General features: G+C 65.2%; 11 protein-coding genes. 8 read left to right on the top strand and 3 right to left on the bottom strand.

The annotated features are described in order from the left end of the window. Positions 1-206 precede the first annotated feature (206 nt). Positions 207-2,099, top strand: a complete 1,893-nt coding sequence (gene mrdA, locus FW796_RS30915) for a penicillin-binding protein 2 (protein ID WP_446440628.1) — start codon at positions 207-209, stop codon at positions 2,097-2,099. A gap of 49 nt (positions 2,100-2,148) precedes the next feature. On the opposite strand, the gene FW796_RS30920 is transcribed toward mrdA, so the two are convergent. Then, positions 2,149-3,084, bottom strand: a complete 936-nt coding sequence (locus FW796_RS30920; protein WP_446440629.1) for a LysR family transcriptional regulator — start codon at positions 3,082-3,084, stop codon at positions 2,149-2,151. 177 nt (positions 3,085-3,261) lie between these two features. Here FW796_RS30920 and FW796_RS30925 point away from each other — a divergent pair, with 177 nt between their 5' ends. From FW796_RS30925 to qhpG, 7 genes are all read left to right on the top strand, one after another. Further along, the gene (locus FW796_RS30925; RefSeq protein ID WP_446440630.1) at positions 3,262-4,575 is read left to right on the top strand and encodes an MFS transporter; all 1,314 of its coding nucleotides are present in this window, start codon (positions 3,262-3,264) and stop codon (positions 4,573-4,575) included. Between the two features lie 19 nt (positions 4,576-4,594). Beyond that, positions 4,595-5,824, top strand: coding sequence for a Zn-dependent hydrolase (locus FW796_RS30930; RefSeq protein WP_446440631.1), 1,230 nt, complete (start codon positions 4,595-4,597; stop codon positions 5,822-5,824). 10 nt (positions 5,825-5,834) lie between these two features. Beyond that, on the top strand, positions 5,835-6,860 hold the full coding sequence (locus FW796_RS30935; RefSeq protein ID WP_446440632.1) for a histone deacetylase family protein: 1,026 nt from the start codon (positions 5,835-5,837) through the stop codon (positions 6,858-6,860). 421 nt (positions 6,861-7,281) lie between these two features. Further along, positions 7,282-9,186 carry a sigma-54-dependent Fis family transcriptional regulator gene (locus tag FW796_RS30940; protein WP_446440633.1) on the top strand — a complete coding sequence of 635 codons (1,905 nt, stop codon included), beginning with the start codon at positions 7,282-7,284 and terminating at the stop codon, positions 9,184-9,186. After that, a complete protein-coding gene (locus tag FW796_RS30945; protein WP_446440634.1) occupies positions 9,186-10,904 on the top strand; it encodes an ABC transporter ATP-binding protein in 1,719 nt (572 codons plus the stop codon). The genes FW796_RS30940 and FW796_RS30945 overlap by 1 nt, the downstream gene beginning before the upstream one ends. Beyond that, a complete protein-coding gene (gene qhpE / locus FW796_RS30950; RefSeq protein ID WP_446440635.1) occupies positions 10,894-11,577 on the top strand; it encodes a subtilisin-like serine protease QhpE in 684 nt (227 codons plus the stop codon). The genes FW796_RS30945 and qhpE overlap by 11 nt, the downstream gene beginning before the upstream one ends. Then, positions 11,562-12,881, top strand: coding sequence for a flavin-dependent monooxygenase QhpG (gene qhpG, locus FW796_RS30955; protein WP_346636191.1), 1,320 nt, complete (start codon positions 11,562-11,564; stop codon positions 12,879-12,881). The genes qhpE and qhpG overlap by 16 nt, the downstream gene beginning before the upstream one ends. A gap of 150 nt (positions 12,882-13,031) precedes the next feature. On the opposite strand, the gene FW796_RS30960 is transcribed toward qhpG, so the two are convergent. Continuing rightward, positions 13,032-14,522, bottom strand: a complete 1,491-nt coding sequence (locus tag FW796_RS30960; protein ID WP_346636190.1) for an aldehyde dehydrogenase family protein — start codon at positions 14,520-14,522, stop codon at positions 13,032-13,034. A 203-nt stretch (positions 14,523-14,725) separates the two neighbouring features. Further along, complete coding sequence (locus FW796_RS30965; RefSeq protein WP_446440636.1) at positions 14,726-15,304, bottom strand: DUF4337 domain-containing protein; 579 nt, start codon at positions 15,302-15,304, stop codon at positions 14,726-14,728. Positions 15,305-15,371 lie beyond the last annotated feature (67 nt).

A 15,371-nucleotide genomic window follows, 5' to 3' on the forward strand; every position in this document is an offset into this window, starting at 1 on the left:
GCGAAAAAGCCAATTCCCGCACGACCAGAAAAGACAGTGCCTTCGCATAGCCCCACAGCTGCAGTGGGGCCAGCACCACTGATCACCCGCGATGGAAATCCCCTCAAAATCAGCGGGTGGTTTTTGGTATGGTGCAGCTCTTTTTAAGGACTTGAGTTCACCCGCACGGATCAGCGTCGACCTCTATTCAACGAGAAGCTGTAGCAATGCCCGAAGCGATTCCGATCAAGGACCACGAGAAAGAAAACCGCCTGGTCAACAAGCGCCTTCTGGCCTGCGCTGTGTTGGTGGTGGCCATTACCTGCGCCTTGGTAGGGCGTATGTACTTCCTTCAGGTGGTGGAGTTCGACTATCACTCCACTGTCTCGGAAAACAACCGTGTCCACGTGCTGCCGATCACCCCGCCCCGCGGGCTGATCTACGACCGCAATGGCGTGGTTCTGGCGGACAACCGCCCCAGCTTCAACCTGACCATCACCCGCGAACGCACCACCGATCTCAAGGGCGAGTTGGACGCGGTGATCGACCTGCTGCACCTGCCGCCAGAGGATCGCCCCCTGTTCGACAAGGAGATGAAGCAGGCCCGCCACCCCTTCGTCCCCGTGACCCTCTTCTACGAGCTCACCGAAGAGCAAATCGCCGTCCTTGCGGTCAACGAGTACCGCCTGCCAGGACTGGATGTGGAAGCCAAGTTCGTCCGCCATTACCCCATGGGCGCCCACTTTGCCCACTCCATCGGCTACGTTGGGCGGATCAACGAGAAAGAAACCAAGACCCTAGATTCGGTGGAATACCGTGGCACCCAGTCCATTGGCAAGACGGGCGTCGAGAAGTTCTACGAGTCCGAGCTGCACGGTCACGTAGGCTATGAGGAGGTCGAGACCAACGCCCAGGGACGGGTCATGCGCGTGCTCAAACACACCGATCCTATCCCAGGGAAGAACATTGTCCTGAGCCTGGATATCAAGCTTCAGGAAGCTGCCGAAGAGGCCCTGGGGGATCGTCGCGGCTCAGTGGTAGCCCTCGACCCTGCCACGGGCGAAGTCCTGGCCATGGTCAGCAAGCCGAGCTTTGATCCCAACCTGTTCGTCACCGGTATCAGCTTCAAGGAATACGCCGCGCTGCACGACTCCATCGACCGCCCGTTGTTCAACCGGGTGCTGCGCGGCCTCTACGCACCAGGTTCCACCATCAAGCCGGAGGTGGCGATTGCCGGCCTCGACACCGGCGTGGTTACCGCCTCGACCCGAGTCTTCGACCCCGGTTACTACCAGTTGCCGGACTTCGATCACAAATACCGCAACTGGAACCACAGCGGCGATGGTTGGGTGGATATGGACGCAGCGATCATGCGCTCCAATGACACCTACTTCTACGATCTGGCCCACAAGCTCGGCATCGACCGTCTGCACGACTACATGGCGATGTTCGGCCTGGGCGAGAAAGTCTCCCTGGACATGTTCGAGGAATCCCCAGGATTGATGCCATCCCAAGCCTGGAAGCGCGCCACCCGCCGCCAGCCCTGGTTCCCGGGGGAAACCGTGATCCTCGGCATTGGTCAGGGCTATATGCAGGTCACGCCGCTGCAACTGGCCCAGGCCACAGCGCTGATCGCCAACAAGGGCGTGTGGAACCGTCCGCACCTGGCCAAGACCATTGATGGCGTGGCTCCAGTGGATGAGCATCCGATGCCCAACATCCTGCTGAAGAATCCTCACGACTGGGATCAGGTCAACCACGGCATGCAGATGGTGATGCACGACCCGCGGGGCATCGCCCGCGCTGCCGCCGCCGGTGCGCAGTACCGCATCGCCGGCAAGAGTGGTACCGCTCAGGTGGTGGCGATCAAACAGGGCGAGCGCTATGACCGTCTCAAGACCCGCGAACGCAACCGCGACAACGCCTTGTTCGTCGGCTTCGCCCCCGCCGAGCACCCACAGATCGTGATCTCGGTAATGATCGAGAACGGTGAGGCCGGCGGCCGGGTCGCCGGGCCCGTGGTGCGACAGATCATGGACGCCTGGCTGCTGGACCAGAACGGCCACCTCAAGCCGCAATACGCTACTCCCGCCAAGGCCCCTGGCGATCCCCACGTCTGAGTCATTGCAACATCGGGCTGCCCCGCACCTTGTGCGATCGTTCCTTGAGTCACTGAGCGGTGAGGCGGTCCTGCAGCAGCTCCAGGAACAGGACCTCGGCACGGCTCATGCGTTGTTCACGGTTCCACAGCAGATGGATATCGACATCGGCGATGCCGTCATGGGGCGGAAGGCGCCACAGCAGCCTGGCATCGACATCGGCGGCCACTACATGCTCCGGCAGGCAGCCGATGCCAAACCCGGCGATCACCAGGCGCCGTACCTCCTCCAGGCTCGGCGAGGAGGCGACGATGCGTCCGCTGAAGCCCTGCTGGTCACGGAAGATGGTCAGTGGCGAGAGCATGCCGCCGATCTGGTCGCTGGTGAAACTGACAAAATTCTCCCGCTGCAGATCACCCTCGGCCACGTCCTGACGCCCGAATAGCGGGTGATGCTTGCCGCAAAAAAATGCGTAGCGCTGCCGCAGGAACAGCCGTTGTTCCAGGCGTGGCTGTGGCCGCCGATTAAGGCTCAGGCCCAGGGTCGCGGTCTTCTCCTGCAGGGCGCTGACGATATCCGAGCTGCGCATCACCTCCACCTCCAGGTCGACTCGCGGATGCTGGCGATGGAAGTCGGCCAGAAAATCATCGAAACGCTCATTGAAGATCCGGCTGATGATCAGCAGTCGCACCTTGCCGATCACCTCGTCGGCGGGCTGCTCCAGCACGCTGCTGACCTGGGACACCTGGCCGTAGATTTCCCCGGCCAGGGCAAAGATCTGTTCGCCCACTTCGGTCAGGGCAAAGCGCGGCCCGCGCCTGGCGATCAACTGCCGCCCCAGCTGTTCTTCCAGGCGCTTGAGGGCTTGGCTCACCGCCGGCTGGGTCAGGTGCAGGCGCGCCGCTGCGCGACTGATGCTCAGTTCCTGGCCGATCACTCGGAAGGTGCGCAGCAGGTTCCAGTCGAGGCGGTCATTGAGCAGGCGTCGGGCATCGCGGTCGGACATGGCAGGGCTCTGGATCGGGATCTAGATGAATAATAAGCCAGGATAATAATCGAGATAATCAATAGAAAATTGACTAATTATCTGGCGAAACGGATAAATCCCTCCCAGACAGGCGCCCACAGAAGCCCCTGCGCTTGACCCTTTCTCCTGCCACAAAAATAACCAAAGGAGCCAACCATGAAGCCTTCCGCTTCGCCGCAGCCACGCCGAGCCGCGGCTGCCGCCTTTATCGGCACCATGATCGAGTGGTACGACTTCTACATCTACGCCACCGCTGCGGCGCTGGTGTTCGGTGCCTTGTTCTTCCCCTCAGACGACAAACTGTTCAGCACCATGGCCGCTTTCGGGACCTTTGCCGTGGGCTTCTTCGCCCGGCCCCTGGGGGGCATCATCTTCGGCCATATCGGCGACCGTATCGGCCGCAAGAAATCCCTGGTCATCACCTTGCTGATGATGGGCGTGGTCACCGTGTGCATCGGCTTGCTGCCGACTTATGCACAGATCGGCGCCCTGGCCCCGGTGCTGTTGATCCTGCTGCGCATCGTCCAGGGCATTGCCGTGGGAGGCGAGTGGGGCGGGGCGGTGCTGATGGCCGGCGAACATGCGCCCAAGGGCCGGCGCAACTTCTTCGCCTCCTTCGCCCAATTGGGTAGCCCGGCGGGACTGATCCTTTCGTTACTGGCCTTCAGCGCCGTGACCCGCCTGCCCGAGGACGCGCTGATGAGTTGGGGTTGGCGCCTGCCGTTCCTCGCCAGCGCGTTGTTGCTGCTGGTGGGCTTAGCGATACGTCTGGGGGTCAACGAGTCGCCGGAATTTCTCGCCAGCCGCGAGCAGGCGGCCAAATCGGTGCGCAAGGAGCAGGCACCCGTGATGGAAGTGCTGCGCACGGCCTGGCGCCCGCTGCTGCTGTGCATTGGCGCCAATACCCTGGGAATCGCCGGGGTGTATTTCACCAACACCTTCATGATTGCCTACACCACCCAGCAACTGGAAATCCCCCGTTCGTTGATTCTCGAATGCCTGTTCGTGGTGGCGATCATCCAGTTCTGCATCCAGCCCCTGGCGGCCTGGACCGCCGAGAAAATCGGCGCCACGCGCTTTCTATGCCTGGTGTCAGTACTGGCCATGGCCTCGCCCTATCCGATGTTCGTGCTGGTGAGTTCCGCTCAGGCGCCCCTGATGATCTTCGGCATCGCCTTGGCAGTGGTGTGCATGGCCTCCTTCTACGCGGTGATCGCCGGTTACGTCAGCGGCATGTTCGAGACGCGGGTGCGCTACACCGCGATCTCCCTCGCCTATCAAGTCTGCGGTGCCCTGGCCGGTGGCCTGACCCCGCTGATCGGCACCTGGCTGGCCCACAGGTTCATCGGCCAATGGTGGCCGATGGCGCTGTTCTACAGCCTGATCGCCGCGGTATCGCTGATCTGCGTGCTGGCCCTGTCGCGCCGACATGCCCACACCCAGCGCCTGGAAATGGCGTCCAACGCTTGATTGTCTGGAGAAATGATTGATGTTGAAAATCAATGGCGAACGCCTCTGGGCGAGCTTGATGGCCATGGCCGAAATCGGCGCCACCGCTCGCGGCGGTAGCTGCCGTCTGGCCCTGAGCGATGAGGACCGGGCCGGGCGCGAGCTCTTCGCCCACTGGTGTACAGAAGCCGGCATGACCCTGAGCGTCGACCCCATCGGCAACCTGTTTGCCCGCCGTCCCGGCAGCGACCCGGACGCTGCTCCAGTGATGATGGGCAGCCACCTCGACACCCAGCCCGAAGGTGGACGTTTTGACGGTGTCTACGGCGTGCTGGCCGGGTTGGAAGTGGTGCGCACGCTCAATGATCTTGGGGTCCGGACCCGCAAGCCCCTGGAGGTGGCGGTGTGGACCAACGAGGAGGGCGCGCGCTTCACCCCGGCGATGTTCGGCTCGGCGGTGTTCACCGGGAGCATGTCCCTGGACGCCGCCCTGGCGGTGCGCGATGCCGATGGCATCAGCGTCGCCCAGGCTCTGCAGCGCACCGGTTACGCTGGCAATCGGCCTTTGGGCGGGGCGGTGGATGCCTATTTCGAAGCCCATATCGAGCAGGGCCCGATCCTTGAAGACAACGCCAAGAGCATTGGCGTGGTCAGTGGCGGCCAGGCAATCCGTTGGCTCGATGTTCAGGTTGAAGGCATGGCTGCTCACGCCGGCACCACGCCGATGCTACTGCGCAAGGATGCCTTGTATGGCGCCGCGCAGATGATCCTCGCCGTGGAGCAGTTGGCGGTGGATTTTGCCCCGCAAGGCCTGACCACTGTCGGTGAGCTGAGCGTCGCCAAGTCGTCGCGCAATACCATTCCCGGGTTGCTGACCTTCACCGTCGACCTGCGCCACCACCATGATCAGCAGATTGGCGCCATGGAGCAGCAGGTAGAGGAACGCCTGGGCAGCATTGCCCGGCAGCGCGGGCTCAAGGTCAGCATCGACCGTCACTGGGTCAGCCCGGCCACGCCCTTTGACGCCGACTGCGTGGCGGCGGTGCAACAGGCGGTGGACGGGCTTGGCTATGCTCAGCAGTCCATCGTCAGCGGCGCCGGCCACGACGCCATCCTGCTGGCACGCTATTGCCCCACCGCCATGGTGTTCATTCCCTGTGTCGGTGGCCTGAGTCACAACGAAGCCGAAGACGTGTTGCCCGAGGACGTGCGCCAGGGCGCCGATGTATTGCTTAACGCCGTGCTGGCCCGTGCCGGCCAGGTTGAATAAGGAGAAGGTCATGCGCAGTTTTTTCCACCCCGAACAGTTGCTCCACCATCCACGCAGCTACTACTCGCGCGGCCAGATGCGCATACCCCAGGAGGTGCCGGAGCGCGCCCAGCGCCTGGTGCAGGCCGCACACTCCCTGGGTTTTGCCGTCGAGCAGCCACGGGATGCCGGGATGGCACCGTTGCTGGCGGTACACGGCGCGCCGTACTTGGCGTTCCTGCAGGATGCGCACCAGGGCTGGAAGGACATCCCCGAAGACTGGGGCGATGAGGTGATGTCCAACATCTTCGTGCGTGAGCCCAATGCCCTGCGCGGGGTTCTGGCCCAGGCCGCGTGCTACCTGGCCGACGGCAGTTGCCCGGTGGGTGAGTCGACTTGGCGTGCAGCCTACTGGTCGGCGCAAAGTGCCGTCGCCGGGGCCCAGGCATTGCTCGACGGTGAGCCGGCGGCCTACGCCTTGTGCCGCCCGCCGGGCCACCACGCGCGGGCCGAAGCCGCAGGCGGTTTCTGCTACCTGAACAACGCGGCAGTGGCGGCCCAGGTCCTGCGGGACAAATACGCCCGGGTGGCGGTGCTGGACACCGACATGCACCACGGCCAGGGTATCCAGGAAATCTTCTACGAGCGCGCCGACGTCTTGTATGTCTCGGTGCATGGCGACCCGACCAACTTCTACCCGGGGGTGGCCGGCTTTGCCGAAGAGCGTGGCGCCGGAGCGGGGGAGGGCTACAACCTCAACTTGCCCATGGCCCACGGCGCCAGCGAAGGGGATTTCCTTGCCCGCCTGGAACAGTCCCTGGTGGCGGTGAAGGAATTCGGTGCCGAGGTGCTGGTGCTGTCCCTGGGTTTCGATATCTACGAGCTCGACCCGCAAAGCAAGGTCGCGGTGACCCGAGACGGCTTCGCCATCCTTGGCCAGCGCATCCGCAGCCTGGGCCTGCCGTGCCTGATTGTTCAGGAAGGGGGTTACCACCTGGACAGCCTGGAAGACAACGCTCGCGCCTTCTTTGCCGACAGCGCCGCCTGGGCCCTTTAGGACCGGCCGGACGGCGTTCCGCTCAATGCCCTTTTCGCTGGCAAGCCAGCTCCTACGGTAAACCTGCATTTCTCCCCCACCGTAGGAGCCGGCTTGCCGGCGAAAGGGCCCTCAAGTCTTGCGCTGCTCTCAAGGCTCTCTTCGCCGGCAGCCAGCTCTTACAGGAGGGGCTGGGAGGGGGCATGCGGTACTTGCCATTTGCTTTACGTTAACGTCAAGATGCTCGGGCGCCCGTTTCACTGGCGCAGGTTTTGCTTGATCTCGAATCACAGGGTAAGCAATGCAGGGCTGCCCGATGATCCGGGCCAAGCCCCTTTACTGCCCTCTGAACCCGGTGTAGACATTGACCACGGCTTGCGTGCCTCGCGCAATCCAAGGGAGTGGAGCGGGAAGCAGCGGGCGGACCGATTCGGAGCGCTTGATGACGCTTATAAAAACAATAAAGGGTGAGCAGCAACACGAAGCCCGGCTGGCCCGGGAACGGCTGCACCTGGAAGGCCAGATCCCCGACGGGGTCCTGCGTGCGGAAATCGATGCCTCATGGCGGCGCAGCCTCAGCCATGGTGTGCACTTTGGCAGCCAACACCAACTGACCCTGGAATCCAGCGCCAGCCTCGAGGTGCTGCTGGCCAGCAATCGCCTGTTGCTGGACGCGGCGACCCCGGCCATCGACTACCTGAGCCAGCATCAGGGCCAGGACGGCATGATCATCCTCGCCAATGCCGACGCCACCATCCTGGCCATCGAGGGCCGGGCCGATCGGCTCAAGGACAGCGGGGTGCAGGACATCACCCTCGGCGCCTGCTGGAGTGAAGCCACCCGGGGCACCAACGCCCTGGGCACGGCCCTGGTGGAAGCCCGGCCGACCCTGATCGATTGCGGCGAACACTACCTGGATCGCCTCAGCCATTTCTCCTGCACATCGGTGCCCATCCAATGCCCCCAGGGCGAGATCCTCGGCGTTCTTGACCTGACCCGCGAAGGCCCCCTGGGCCGCGTCCAGGACAGCACCGCGCTGTTGTCCATGGCGGTCAGCCAGATCGAGGCCCGGGTGTTCCACGCGTCCTACCCGGAGCAGATCGTCCTGGCCTTCCACAGTCGTCGGCAATACCTCGAATCGCCCTGGCAAGGCCTGTTGGCCCTGAGCCTGGGCGGGCAGATTCTTGCGGTCAGCGGCCAGGCCTGCCAGTTGCTCAACACGCCGCGCGCGGCCTTGGTGGGGCGGCGTTGCGAAGAGTTCCTCGGGGTCGACGGCCTGCAACTGCTGGCCCGCCTGCAGCAAGGCGCCGTGGGCAGCCTGCAGACCGCCAAGGGTGAGCTGTTCTACAAGGCCCTGCGGGCGCCTCAACCGTCTCTGAACCTGCATCGCGCGCCCCGCAGCGCGCCGAAAGCCACGCCCATGCCCCAGGACCTGGAAGCCCTGGCCGGGGGCAACAGCCGCTACGCCCGCACCCTGCGCATGGCCCGCCAGGGCCTGGCCAACGGCTTGCCAGTGTTGTTGCTGGGAGAAACCGGCACCGGCAAGGAAGTCCTGGCCCGGGCCCTGCATCGCGCGGGCAGTCGTGCCGAGAAACCCTTTGTCGCGGTCAACTGCGCGGCGATTCCCGAAGGCCTGATCGAGTCGGAACTGTTCGGCTACCGCGAAGGTGCCTTCACCGGCTCGCGCCGCGGCGGGATGATCGGGCGCCTGCAACAGGCCCACGGTGGCACCTTGTTCCTCGATGAGATCGGCGACATGCCCCTGGCCCTGCAGGCCCGCCTGTTACGGGTCTTGCAGGATCGCAAGGTGGCGCCCCTGGGGGCCGGTGAGGAACAGGACATCGACATTGCCCTGATCTGCGCCACCCACCGCGACCTCAAGCAGCAGGTGCAGGACCAGGCTTTTCGCCAAGACCTGTTCTACCGGGTCAACGGCATCAGCGTGCTGTTGCCGGCCCTGCGCGAGCGCGAAGACCTGGCGGCCCTGGTGGACAGCCTGCTGGCCAAGCTCGGCGGCGCCGAGGTGAACATCGCCGAGGATCTGCGCCGCCTGTTGGCCGACTACCACTGGCCCGGCAATATCCGCCAGTTGGAGATGGTCCTGCGCACCGCCCTGGCCCTGCGCGAAGAGGGTGAGAGTCATATCGGCCTGGAGCACTTGCCGGACAGCATGCTCGACGACCTCAATGCCCATGAACGGCCGCAGACCGGGAGCATCCGCGAGAACGAACTGGAGCTGATCCGCACTGCCCTGGACAACCATCAGGGCAATGTTTCGGCGGCAGCGGACGCCCTGGGCATCAGCCGCGCGACCCTGTACCGCAAGCTCAAGCAGTTGCGCGCCTGATGCGGCGCCTGATCACCCGGCTGGTGGACAGCCGCGATCCCCAGGCCCTGAGTGCCGCCCTGGGCTGGCTCTACAGTTTCGTGCGGCCCCACCGGCTGGCCATCGGCGGTCTGCTGGGGCTGTCGGTGTGCGCCTCGTTGCTGGTGCTGGTGCAACCCTGGCTGACCAAGCTGCTGATCGACGACGGGCTGCTGGCCCGCGACTTTTCCAGACTGGTGCTGATCGCCGGCCTGATGATCCTCGCCGGCCTGCTGGGCACGCTGCTGTCCGGGGTCAATCGCTACCTGCATACGCGCCTGTCCGGGCGCATCCTGTTTGCCCTGCGCGACGACCTCTACCGCCATCTGCAACGGCTGTCGCCGAGCTTCTACGGTCAACGGCGAATCGGCGACCTGATGTCGCGCCTGGACGGCGATGTCGCGGAAATCCAGCGCTTTGCCGTGGACTCGCTGTTCTCCGCAGTGTCCAGTGTGATCGGTCTTGTCGTCGCCCTGGCCATGCTCCTGACCCTGTCCTGGAAACTCTCGCTGCTGGCCCTGGTGCTGATTCCCCTGGATGTGCTCTGGTTGCGCTGGATGCGGCGCAAGGTGGAGCGCGATGTCCGCCAGTTGCGCGAGCGCTCTGCGGACATGTCCTCGTTCATGGTGGAAACCCTGCCGGTGATGAAATTCATCCAGAGCGCCGGCCAGCAGCAACGGGAGGCCCAGCGCCTGGATCGCCTCGGCCAGGGCTACCTGAGCCAGTTGCTGAAGCTGCAAGTCACCGAGTTCTTCACCCAGGCGGTACCCGGCACCCTGACCTCGCTGTCCCGGGCCTGCGCCTTCCTGATTGGCGGCTACTGGGTGGTGCAGGGCACCTGGCAACTGGGGGCGCTGATCGCTTTTTCCACCTACCTGGGCATGGCGGTGGGCCCGGTACAGAGCCTGCTGGGATTGTATGTGGCGATCCAGCGTATGACCGTGAGCCTGGGCCGGGTCATGGAGCTGCGTGGTGAGGAGCCGGGCATCAGCACCCCCGCGGCGCCGTTGCCGGTGCCGGACAACGGCGAGCTGCACTTCAAGGATGTGCACTTCAGTCATCCGGGGCGCGGCTCGATCCTCAAGGGCATCGAAGCGCGGATTCCCTACGGCCTCAAGGTGGCCCTCAGCGGCACTTCGGGGGCCGGTAAAAGCACCTTGATCGACCTGTTGCAGCGTCACCACGATCCCCAGTCCGGGCAGGTCCTGCTGGGGGGCATCGACCTGCGTCAACTGGACCTGGCGCAACTGCGTTGTCAGGTGGCGGTGGTCAGTCAGGACATTGTGCTGTTTCGCGGCAGCCTGGCGGACAACCTGGCCTACAGCGTGCCCGCTGCCAGCCGTGAAGTCGTGGCCGAAGTGGCGCGGCTGGCGCAATTGCAGGGGCTGATCGAGTCTCTGCCCGAGGGCCTGGACAGTCCCCTGGGGGAGCGCGGCCAGCAGTTGTCCGGTGGACAGAAACAGCGCATCGCTATCGCCCGTGCATTGCTCCAGGACCCGCTGATCCTGGTGCTGGACGAAGCCACTTCGGCGGTGGACGAGGCCACCGAGCGCGAGGTGATCGAAGCCATCGACCGTCTGTTCGCCGGGCGTACGCGCATCCTGATCAGCCACCGGCCTTCGACCCTGGCCGATGCCGACCTGCGCTTCGAGTTGCTGGACGGTGTATTGCATAGCGTGGTGGTGGCCCATGAAGTCTGACCTGCGCATCGGCGTGATCGACAGCGGCCATGCCCCTCATCAGCGGGTGGCGGCCGGCCGGCGTTTCTTTCTGCTGGCGCAAGGCATGGGCGAGGGCGAGTTGCAGCAGGACGCTCTCGGCCATGGCAGCGCGATCATCGAGGCCATCGAGCAGCGCGCGCCCGATGCCCAGCTGTATCTGGCCCAGGTGTTCGATCAGCGCGGGGTCACCAGCGCCGCGCAAGTCAGTGCCGCCCTGTATTGGCTGCTGGAACAGGATGTACGCCTGATCAACCTCAGCCTCGGGCTGCGCCAGGATCGCGATTCACTGCGCGCCGCCTGTGCCGAGGCGGTGGCTCGTGGCGTGCTGCTCTGCGCATCCAGCCCGGCCCAGGGTGAGCCGGTATTCCCGGCCAGCTATCCTGGCGTGTTGCGGGTCACCGGCGATGCGCGCTGCAGCCTGCAGCAGTGGTCGTGGCTGAATACCGCCCAGGCCGATTTCGCCGCCTGCGTGCGCGCCAGCCGCCCGGGGCCGTCCGGCGCCAGCCTGGGCTGTGCCGCGTTGAGCGGGCATATCGCCGCCTACCTCAAGACCCAGCCCAGCGCGAGCAATCTGCAGGTGCGCCAGTGGCTGCAGGAGCAGGCCGCCTACCAGGGGCCCGAGCGCCGGAGCGTGCCATGCAATCGATCCTGATCCTGGGGGCGGGGCCGGCCGGTGCGGCGGTGGCCCTGGGGCTGCGGCGCCTCGGTTACCCGGTGACCCTGATCAGCGACTGGCGGCGTTTTCCGGCTCTGGAAGGGGTTTCCGTGCGGGTGCTGGAGGCCCTGCGCAGCGCTGGTCTGGAGTCGGCACTGGCCCAGGCTCTGCACCCTTCCCAGCGGCAAGTGGCGTGGAACGGCGCGCAGCACGCGCAGAACATCGAATACCTGCTGGATCGCCCAACGTTCGACCGTGGCCTGCGCGATGCCCTGCATCAGGCCGGGGTGACGCTGATCCAGGGCCGCGTGCTGGGTGTGCAGTCCACTGCGCTCGGGCACCGGGTACAGGTGCAGGGGCACGAGGAGCAGCTCGGCGAGTTCCTGGTCGAAGCCCGCGGACGTCAGGCGCCTGCATTGGACAAGGCACTGCAGCAGGGCGTCGGGAACGGACGGCGTGGCCCGGAAACCCTCAGCCTGCTCAACCGTTGGCAAGGGCCGCCCGGCACTGCCGCCAGTGCCGTGCACAGCCTGGAGGACGGCTGGGCCTGGATGGCCCGGCGCAGCGACGGCCAGTGCTACTGGCAACTGACCCTGGATGTGGCCAGCGCTGCACTGCCGGGCAAGGCGCAGTTGCTGGAGTACTGCCGTCGGCGCCGTCAGGCGTCTGCCCTGGTCGCGGATTTTTTTGCCGGTGGTGTCGAACATGATCTGCACCTGCACGCCCGTAGCAGCACGGCGATTCTCTGCCCCCAGGTGTGCGGCGATCACTGGCTGCGGGTAGGGGATGCGGCCATGGCGGTGGACCCGCTGTCTGGCAATGGCATCTTCCAGTCCCTGTCCTCGGCCCTGCAGGCGCCGGCGGTGATCAATACCCTGTTGCAGCGGCCGGAGCGCACGGCCCTGGCCTGGCGTTTTCATCAGCAACGGGTGGAGCAACTGTTCCTGCGGTTTGCCCGCATCGGCCGGGACTTCTACGCCGACGAGCAACGTTGGCCCGAGCAGCCGTTCTGGCAGGCCCGCCGGCAGTGGCCGGACCGCCAGCCGGCGCACGCCAGCGTGGACTTCGCAGCCTTGCGTATCGAGCACGCCCCGGTACTGCGCGATGGCCTGGTGGACGCAGCCGAAGTGGTGATCACCCCGGATCAGCCCCTGGGCATCTGGCATGTGCAGGGTGTGGAACTGGCGCCGTTGTTGCGACGCTTGCAGCACCAGCCCCCGACTCAGGCGCTGGCGGACCTGAGCCCGGAGCAGGGACGGGTGGTGCGGGGCTGGTTGCTGGCCCAGGGCTATCGACCTTAGGGCCCTTTCGCCGGCAAGTCGGCGCCTACGCGGATGCCCACGTAGGAGCGAGCTTGCTCGCGAACCGCCCCGCGGCCATCCCGCGCCGTCGTCCCTGGAGCATCCCAGGCGTCATCCGGCAGGCCGAGGGGCGTTCGCCCTGGCCGCGGCTCAGAGCTTGATCAGCACCGATTTCAGCTCGGTGTAGTGCTCGATGGCCGCGTGGCCCATTTCCCGGCCGAGTCCGGACATCTTGTAGCCGCCGAACGGCAGTGCCGGGTCCAGGGCGCTGTGGCAGTTGACCCACACCGAGCCGGACTTGATCTTCGGAATCATCCGGTGCACCGCTGCCAGATCGTTGGACCAGATGCTTGCGCCCAGGCCATAGGGGCTGTCGTTGGCCATGCGCAGGGCGTCGGCCTCGTCGTCGAAGGGAATCGCCACCAGCACCGGGCCGAAGATTTCTTCCTGGACCAGCGAGTGCTTCTGGTCGACATCGACGATCACCGTCGGTTTGACGAAATACCCCGGACCGAACTGCTCGCCGCCACAGGCAATGGTGGCGCCGCTGTCCCGGCCCATCTCGATGTAGCGGTAGACCCGTTCCTGCTGGCGCGCGGAAATCAGCGGGCCCATTTCGACGCTGGCGTCCAGGCCGTTGCCCAGTTTCATGGCATTGGCGATGCCGGCAATGTCGGCTACCACGTTGTCGAAGTGCTTGCGCTGCACATACAGCCGCGAGCCGGCGCAGCACACCTGGCCCTGATTGAAGAAGATCGCGCTGGCGGCCCCGGCGGCGGCGCTGGCCAGGTCGGCATCGGCCATGACGATGGTCGGCGACTTGCCCCCCAGCTCCAGGGTGACCCGGGTCATGGAGTCCATGGCGATCTTGCCGATTTCCTTGCCCACGGCGGTGGAGCCGGTAAAGGTCAGTTTGTCCACCAGAGGGTTGTGGGTCAGGGCGCTGCCGGCGGTGATGCCGGTACCGGTGACCACGTTGAACACGCCGTCGGGGTAGCCGGCTTCCTGCACCAGTTCCGCCAGTTTCAGGGCGCTGAGCGGGGTTTCATCGGCAGGCTTGAGCACCAGGGTGCAACCGGTGGCCAGGGCCGGGCCGAGTTTCCAGCAGGCCAGCAGCAAGGGGAAGTTCCAGGCGACGATGGCGCCGACCACGCCCAGCGCTTCGCGACGGATGAAGCTGTGGAACTGGTCGTCGGGCATCAGCGGCAGCGAAACCTCGACGCTGGCGCCTTCGATCTTGGTGGCCCAGCCGGCCATGTAGCGCAAGAAGTCGATGGACAACTGCACGTCCATGGCCTGGGCCACGGCGGCGCTCTTGCCATTGTTCAGGCATTCCAGTTGGGCCAGCAGTTCGGCGTCGCGCTGCATCAGGTCGGCGAGTTTCCACAGCAGGTTCTGCCGCTCCCGGGGGCGGGTACGGGTCCAGGAGGAGTCGTCGAAAGCCTGACGCGCCGCCAGCACTGCACGATCGACATCGTCCACCGTGGCTCGGGGCACCAGGCACAGCTGTTCGCCGGTGGCGGGGTTGCGCAGGGGCATGGTCTGGCCATCGGCGGCCTCGACCCAGTGGGCGCCGATCAACATGCGCGGGGCGCGCTGGATAAACGCCGTGGTAGCGGCGAGCAGTGGGGCAATAGCCATGGCGAAGCCTCTTGTTGTAGGTGAGGCAGGGCCTTTCGCAATGGCTATGCCAGTTCCGCCGTGGCGGCGTGGCCTCGGGATTGCGGGGGCTTGGGCACATGACCGAGGCTGGCGCGGCGGCGGCTTTTCGCAAACTGCGACAGCCCGGTGAGATTCAAGAGACGCACCGGCTCGCCGGTCTGGGCGCTACCCGAGCGGGTTTTCTAGAGGTGCAGCCAGGCCAGGGAACCCAGCAGCACGCTGCCGCCGGCCGCGCCGTAGGCGAGCTTTTTCAACCATTCCTTGCGGGTCAGCAGGGTGATGGCCGCCATCGAGATGGCGATCTGGATCGCCATCATCGCCTGGGCCCAGCGGTGGTGCTGGTGCAGCGCGGCTTCCGATTGCTCGTCCCAGTCCCGAGCCTCGGCTTCCAGAGCCTCGGCCTTGAGGCGCACTGCCTCCTTTTCCTTCTGGTAGCGCTGGGCCTCGATGCCGTAATGCGTGGCATCGACCCCGGGAATATGGGTCGCCAGTTCCGCCAGGTTCTGCCGGCTGGACTTGGCCTGGTAGTAGCTCCACTGGTTGGCGGCTTCGGTCTTCTTCATGGCGGCGTTGTTCTTGTCCATGGCCGCGAGGCTTTCCGTGGAGCCGGCCTGATAGCTCAGCAGCGCTCCCAGGGTGGCCATGATTGCTGTCATCACCGCGATCTTGCTGGCGAAATTGTCGCTGCGGGCGTGGGCGTGTTCGGCCAGGTGTTCCAGGTGCTTTTCGTGGGGGCTGGGCACATCGAAGTCTTCGGTCATGGCGATCGATCGGCGGGGGTGGGGAGAAGTATCAAATTGTATCCACGGTGCTGGATCGCCGTAGAGC

Source organism: Pseudomonas sp. 910_21 (genome assembly GCF_052850735.1).

Excerpts from the sequence above, each read along its gene's own strand:
- FW796_RS30965 (WP_446440636.1), bottom strand. The coding sequence starts at position 15,304 with ATGACCGAAGACTTCGATGTGCCCAGCCCCCACGAAAAGCACCTGGAA.
- FW796_RS30925 (WP_446440630.1), top strand. The coding sequence starts at position 3,262 with ATGAAGCCTTCCGCTTCGCCGCAGCCACGCCGAGCCGCGGCTGCCGCC.
- FW796_RS30935 (WP_446440632.1), top strand. The coding sequence starts at position 5,835 with ATGCGCAGTTTTTTCCACCCCGAACAGTTGCTCCACCATCCACGCAGC.
- FW796_RS30960 (WP_346636190.1), bottom strand. The coding sequence starts at position 14,522 with ATGGCTATTGCCCCACTGCTCGCCGCTACCACGGCGTTTATCCAGCGC.
- FW796_RS30945 (WP_446440634.1), top strand. The coding sequence starts at position 9,186 with ATGCGGCGCCTGATCACCCGGCTGGTGGACAGCCGCGATCCCCAGGCC.
- qhpE (WP_446440635.1), top strand. The coding sequence starts at position 10,894 with ATGAAGTCTGACCTGCGCATCGGCGTGATCGACAGCGGCCATGCCCCT.
- qhpG (WP_346636191.1), top strand. The coding sequence starts at position 11,562 with ATGCAATCGATCCTGATCCTGGGGGCGGGGCCGGCCGGTGCGGCGGTG.
- FW796_RS30940 (WP_446440633.1), top strand. The coding sequence starts at position 7,282 with ATGACGCTTATAAAAACAATAAAGGGTGAGCAGCAACACGAAGCCCGG.
- mrdA (WP_446440628.1), top strand. The coding sequence starts at position 207 with ATGCCCGAAGCGATTCCGATCAAGGACCACGAGAAAGAAAACCGCCTG.
- FW796_RS30920 (WP_446440629.1), bottom strand. The coding sequence starts at position 3,084 with ATGTCCGACCGCGATGCCCGACGCCTGCTCAATGACCGCCTCGACTGG.
- FW796_RS30930 (WP_446440631.1), top strand. The coding sequence starts at position 4,595 with ATGTTGAAAATCAATGGCGAACGCCTCTGGGCGAGCTTGATGGCCATG.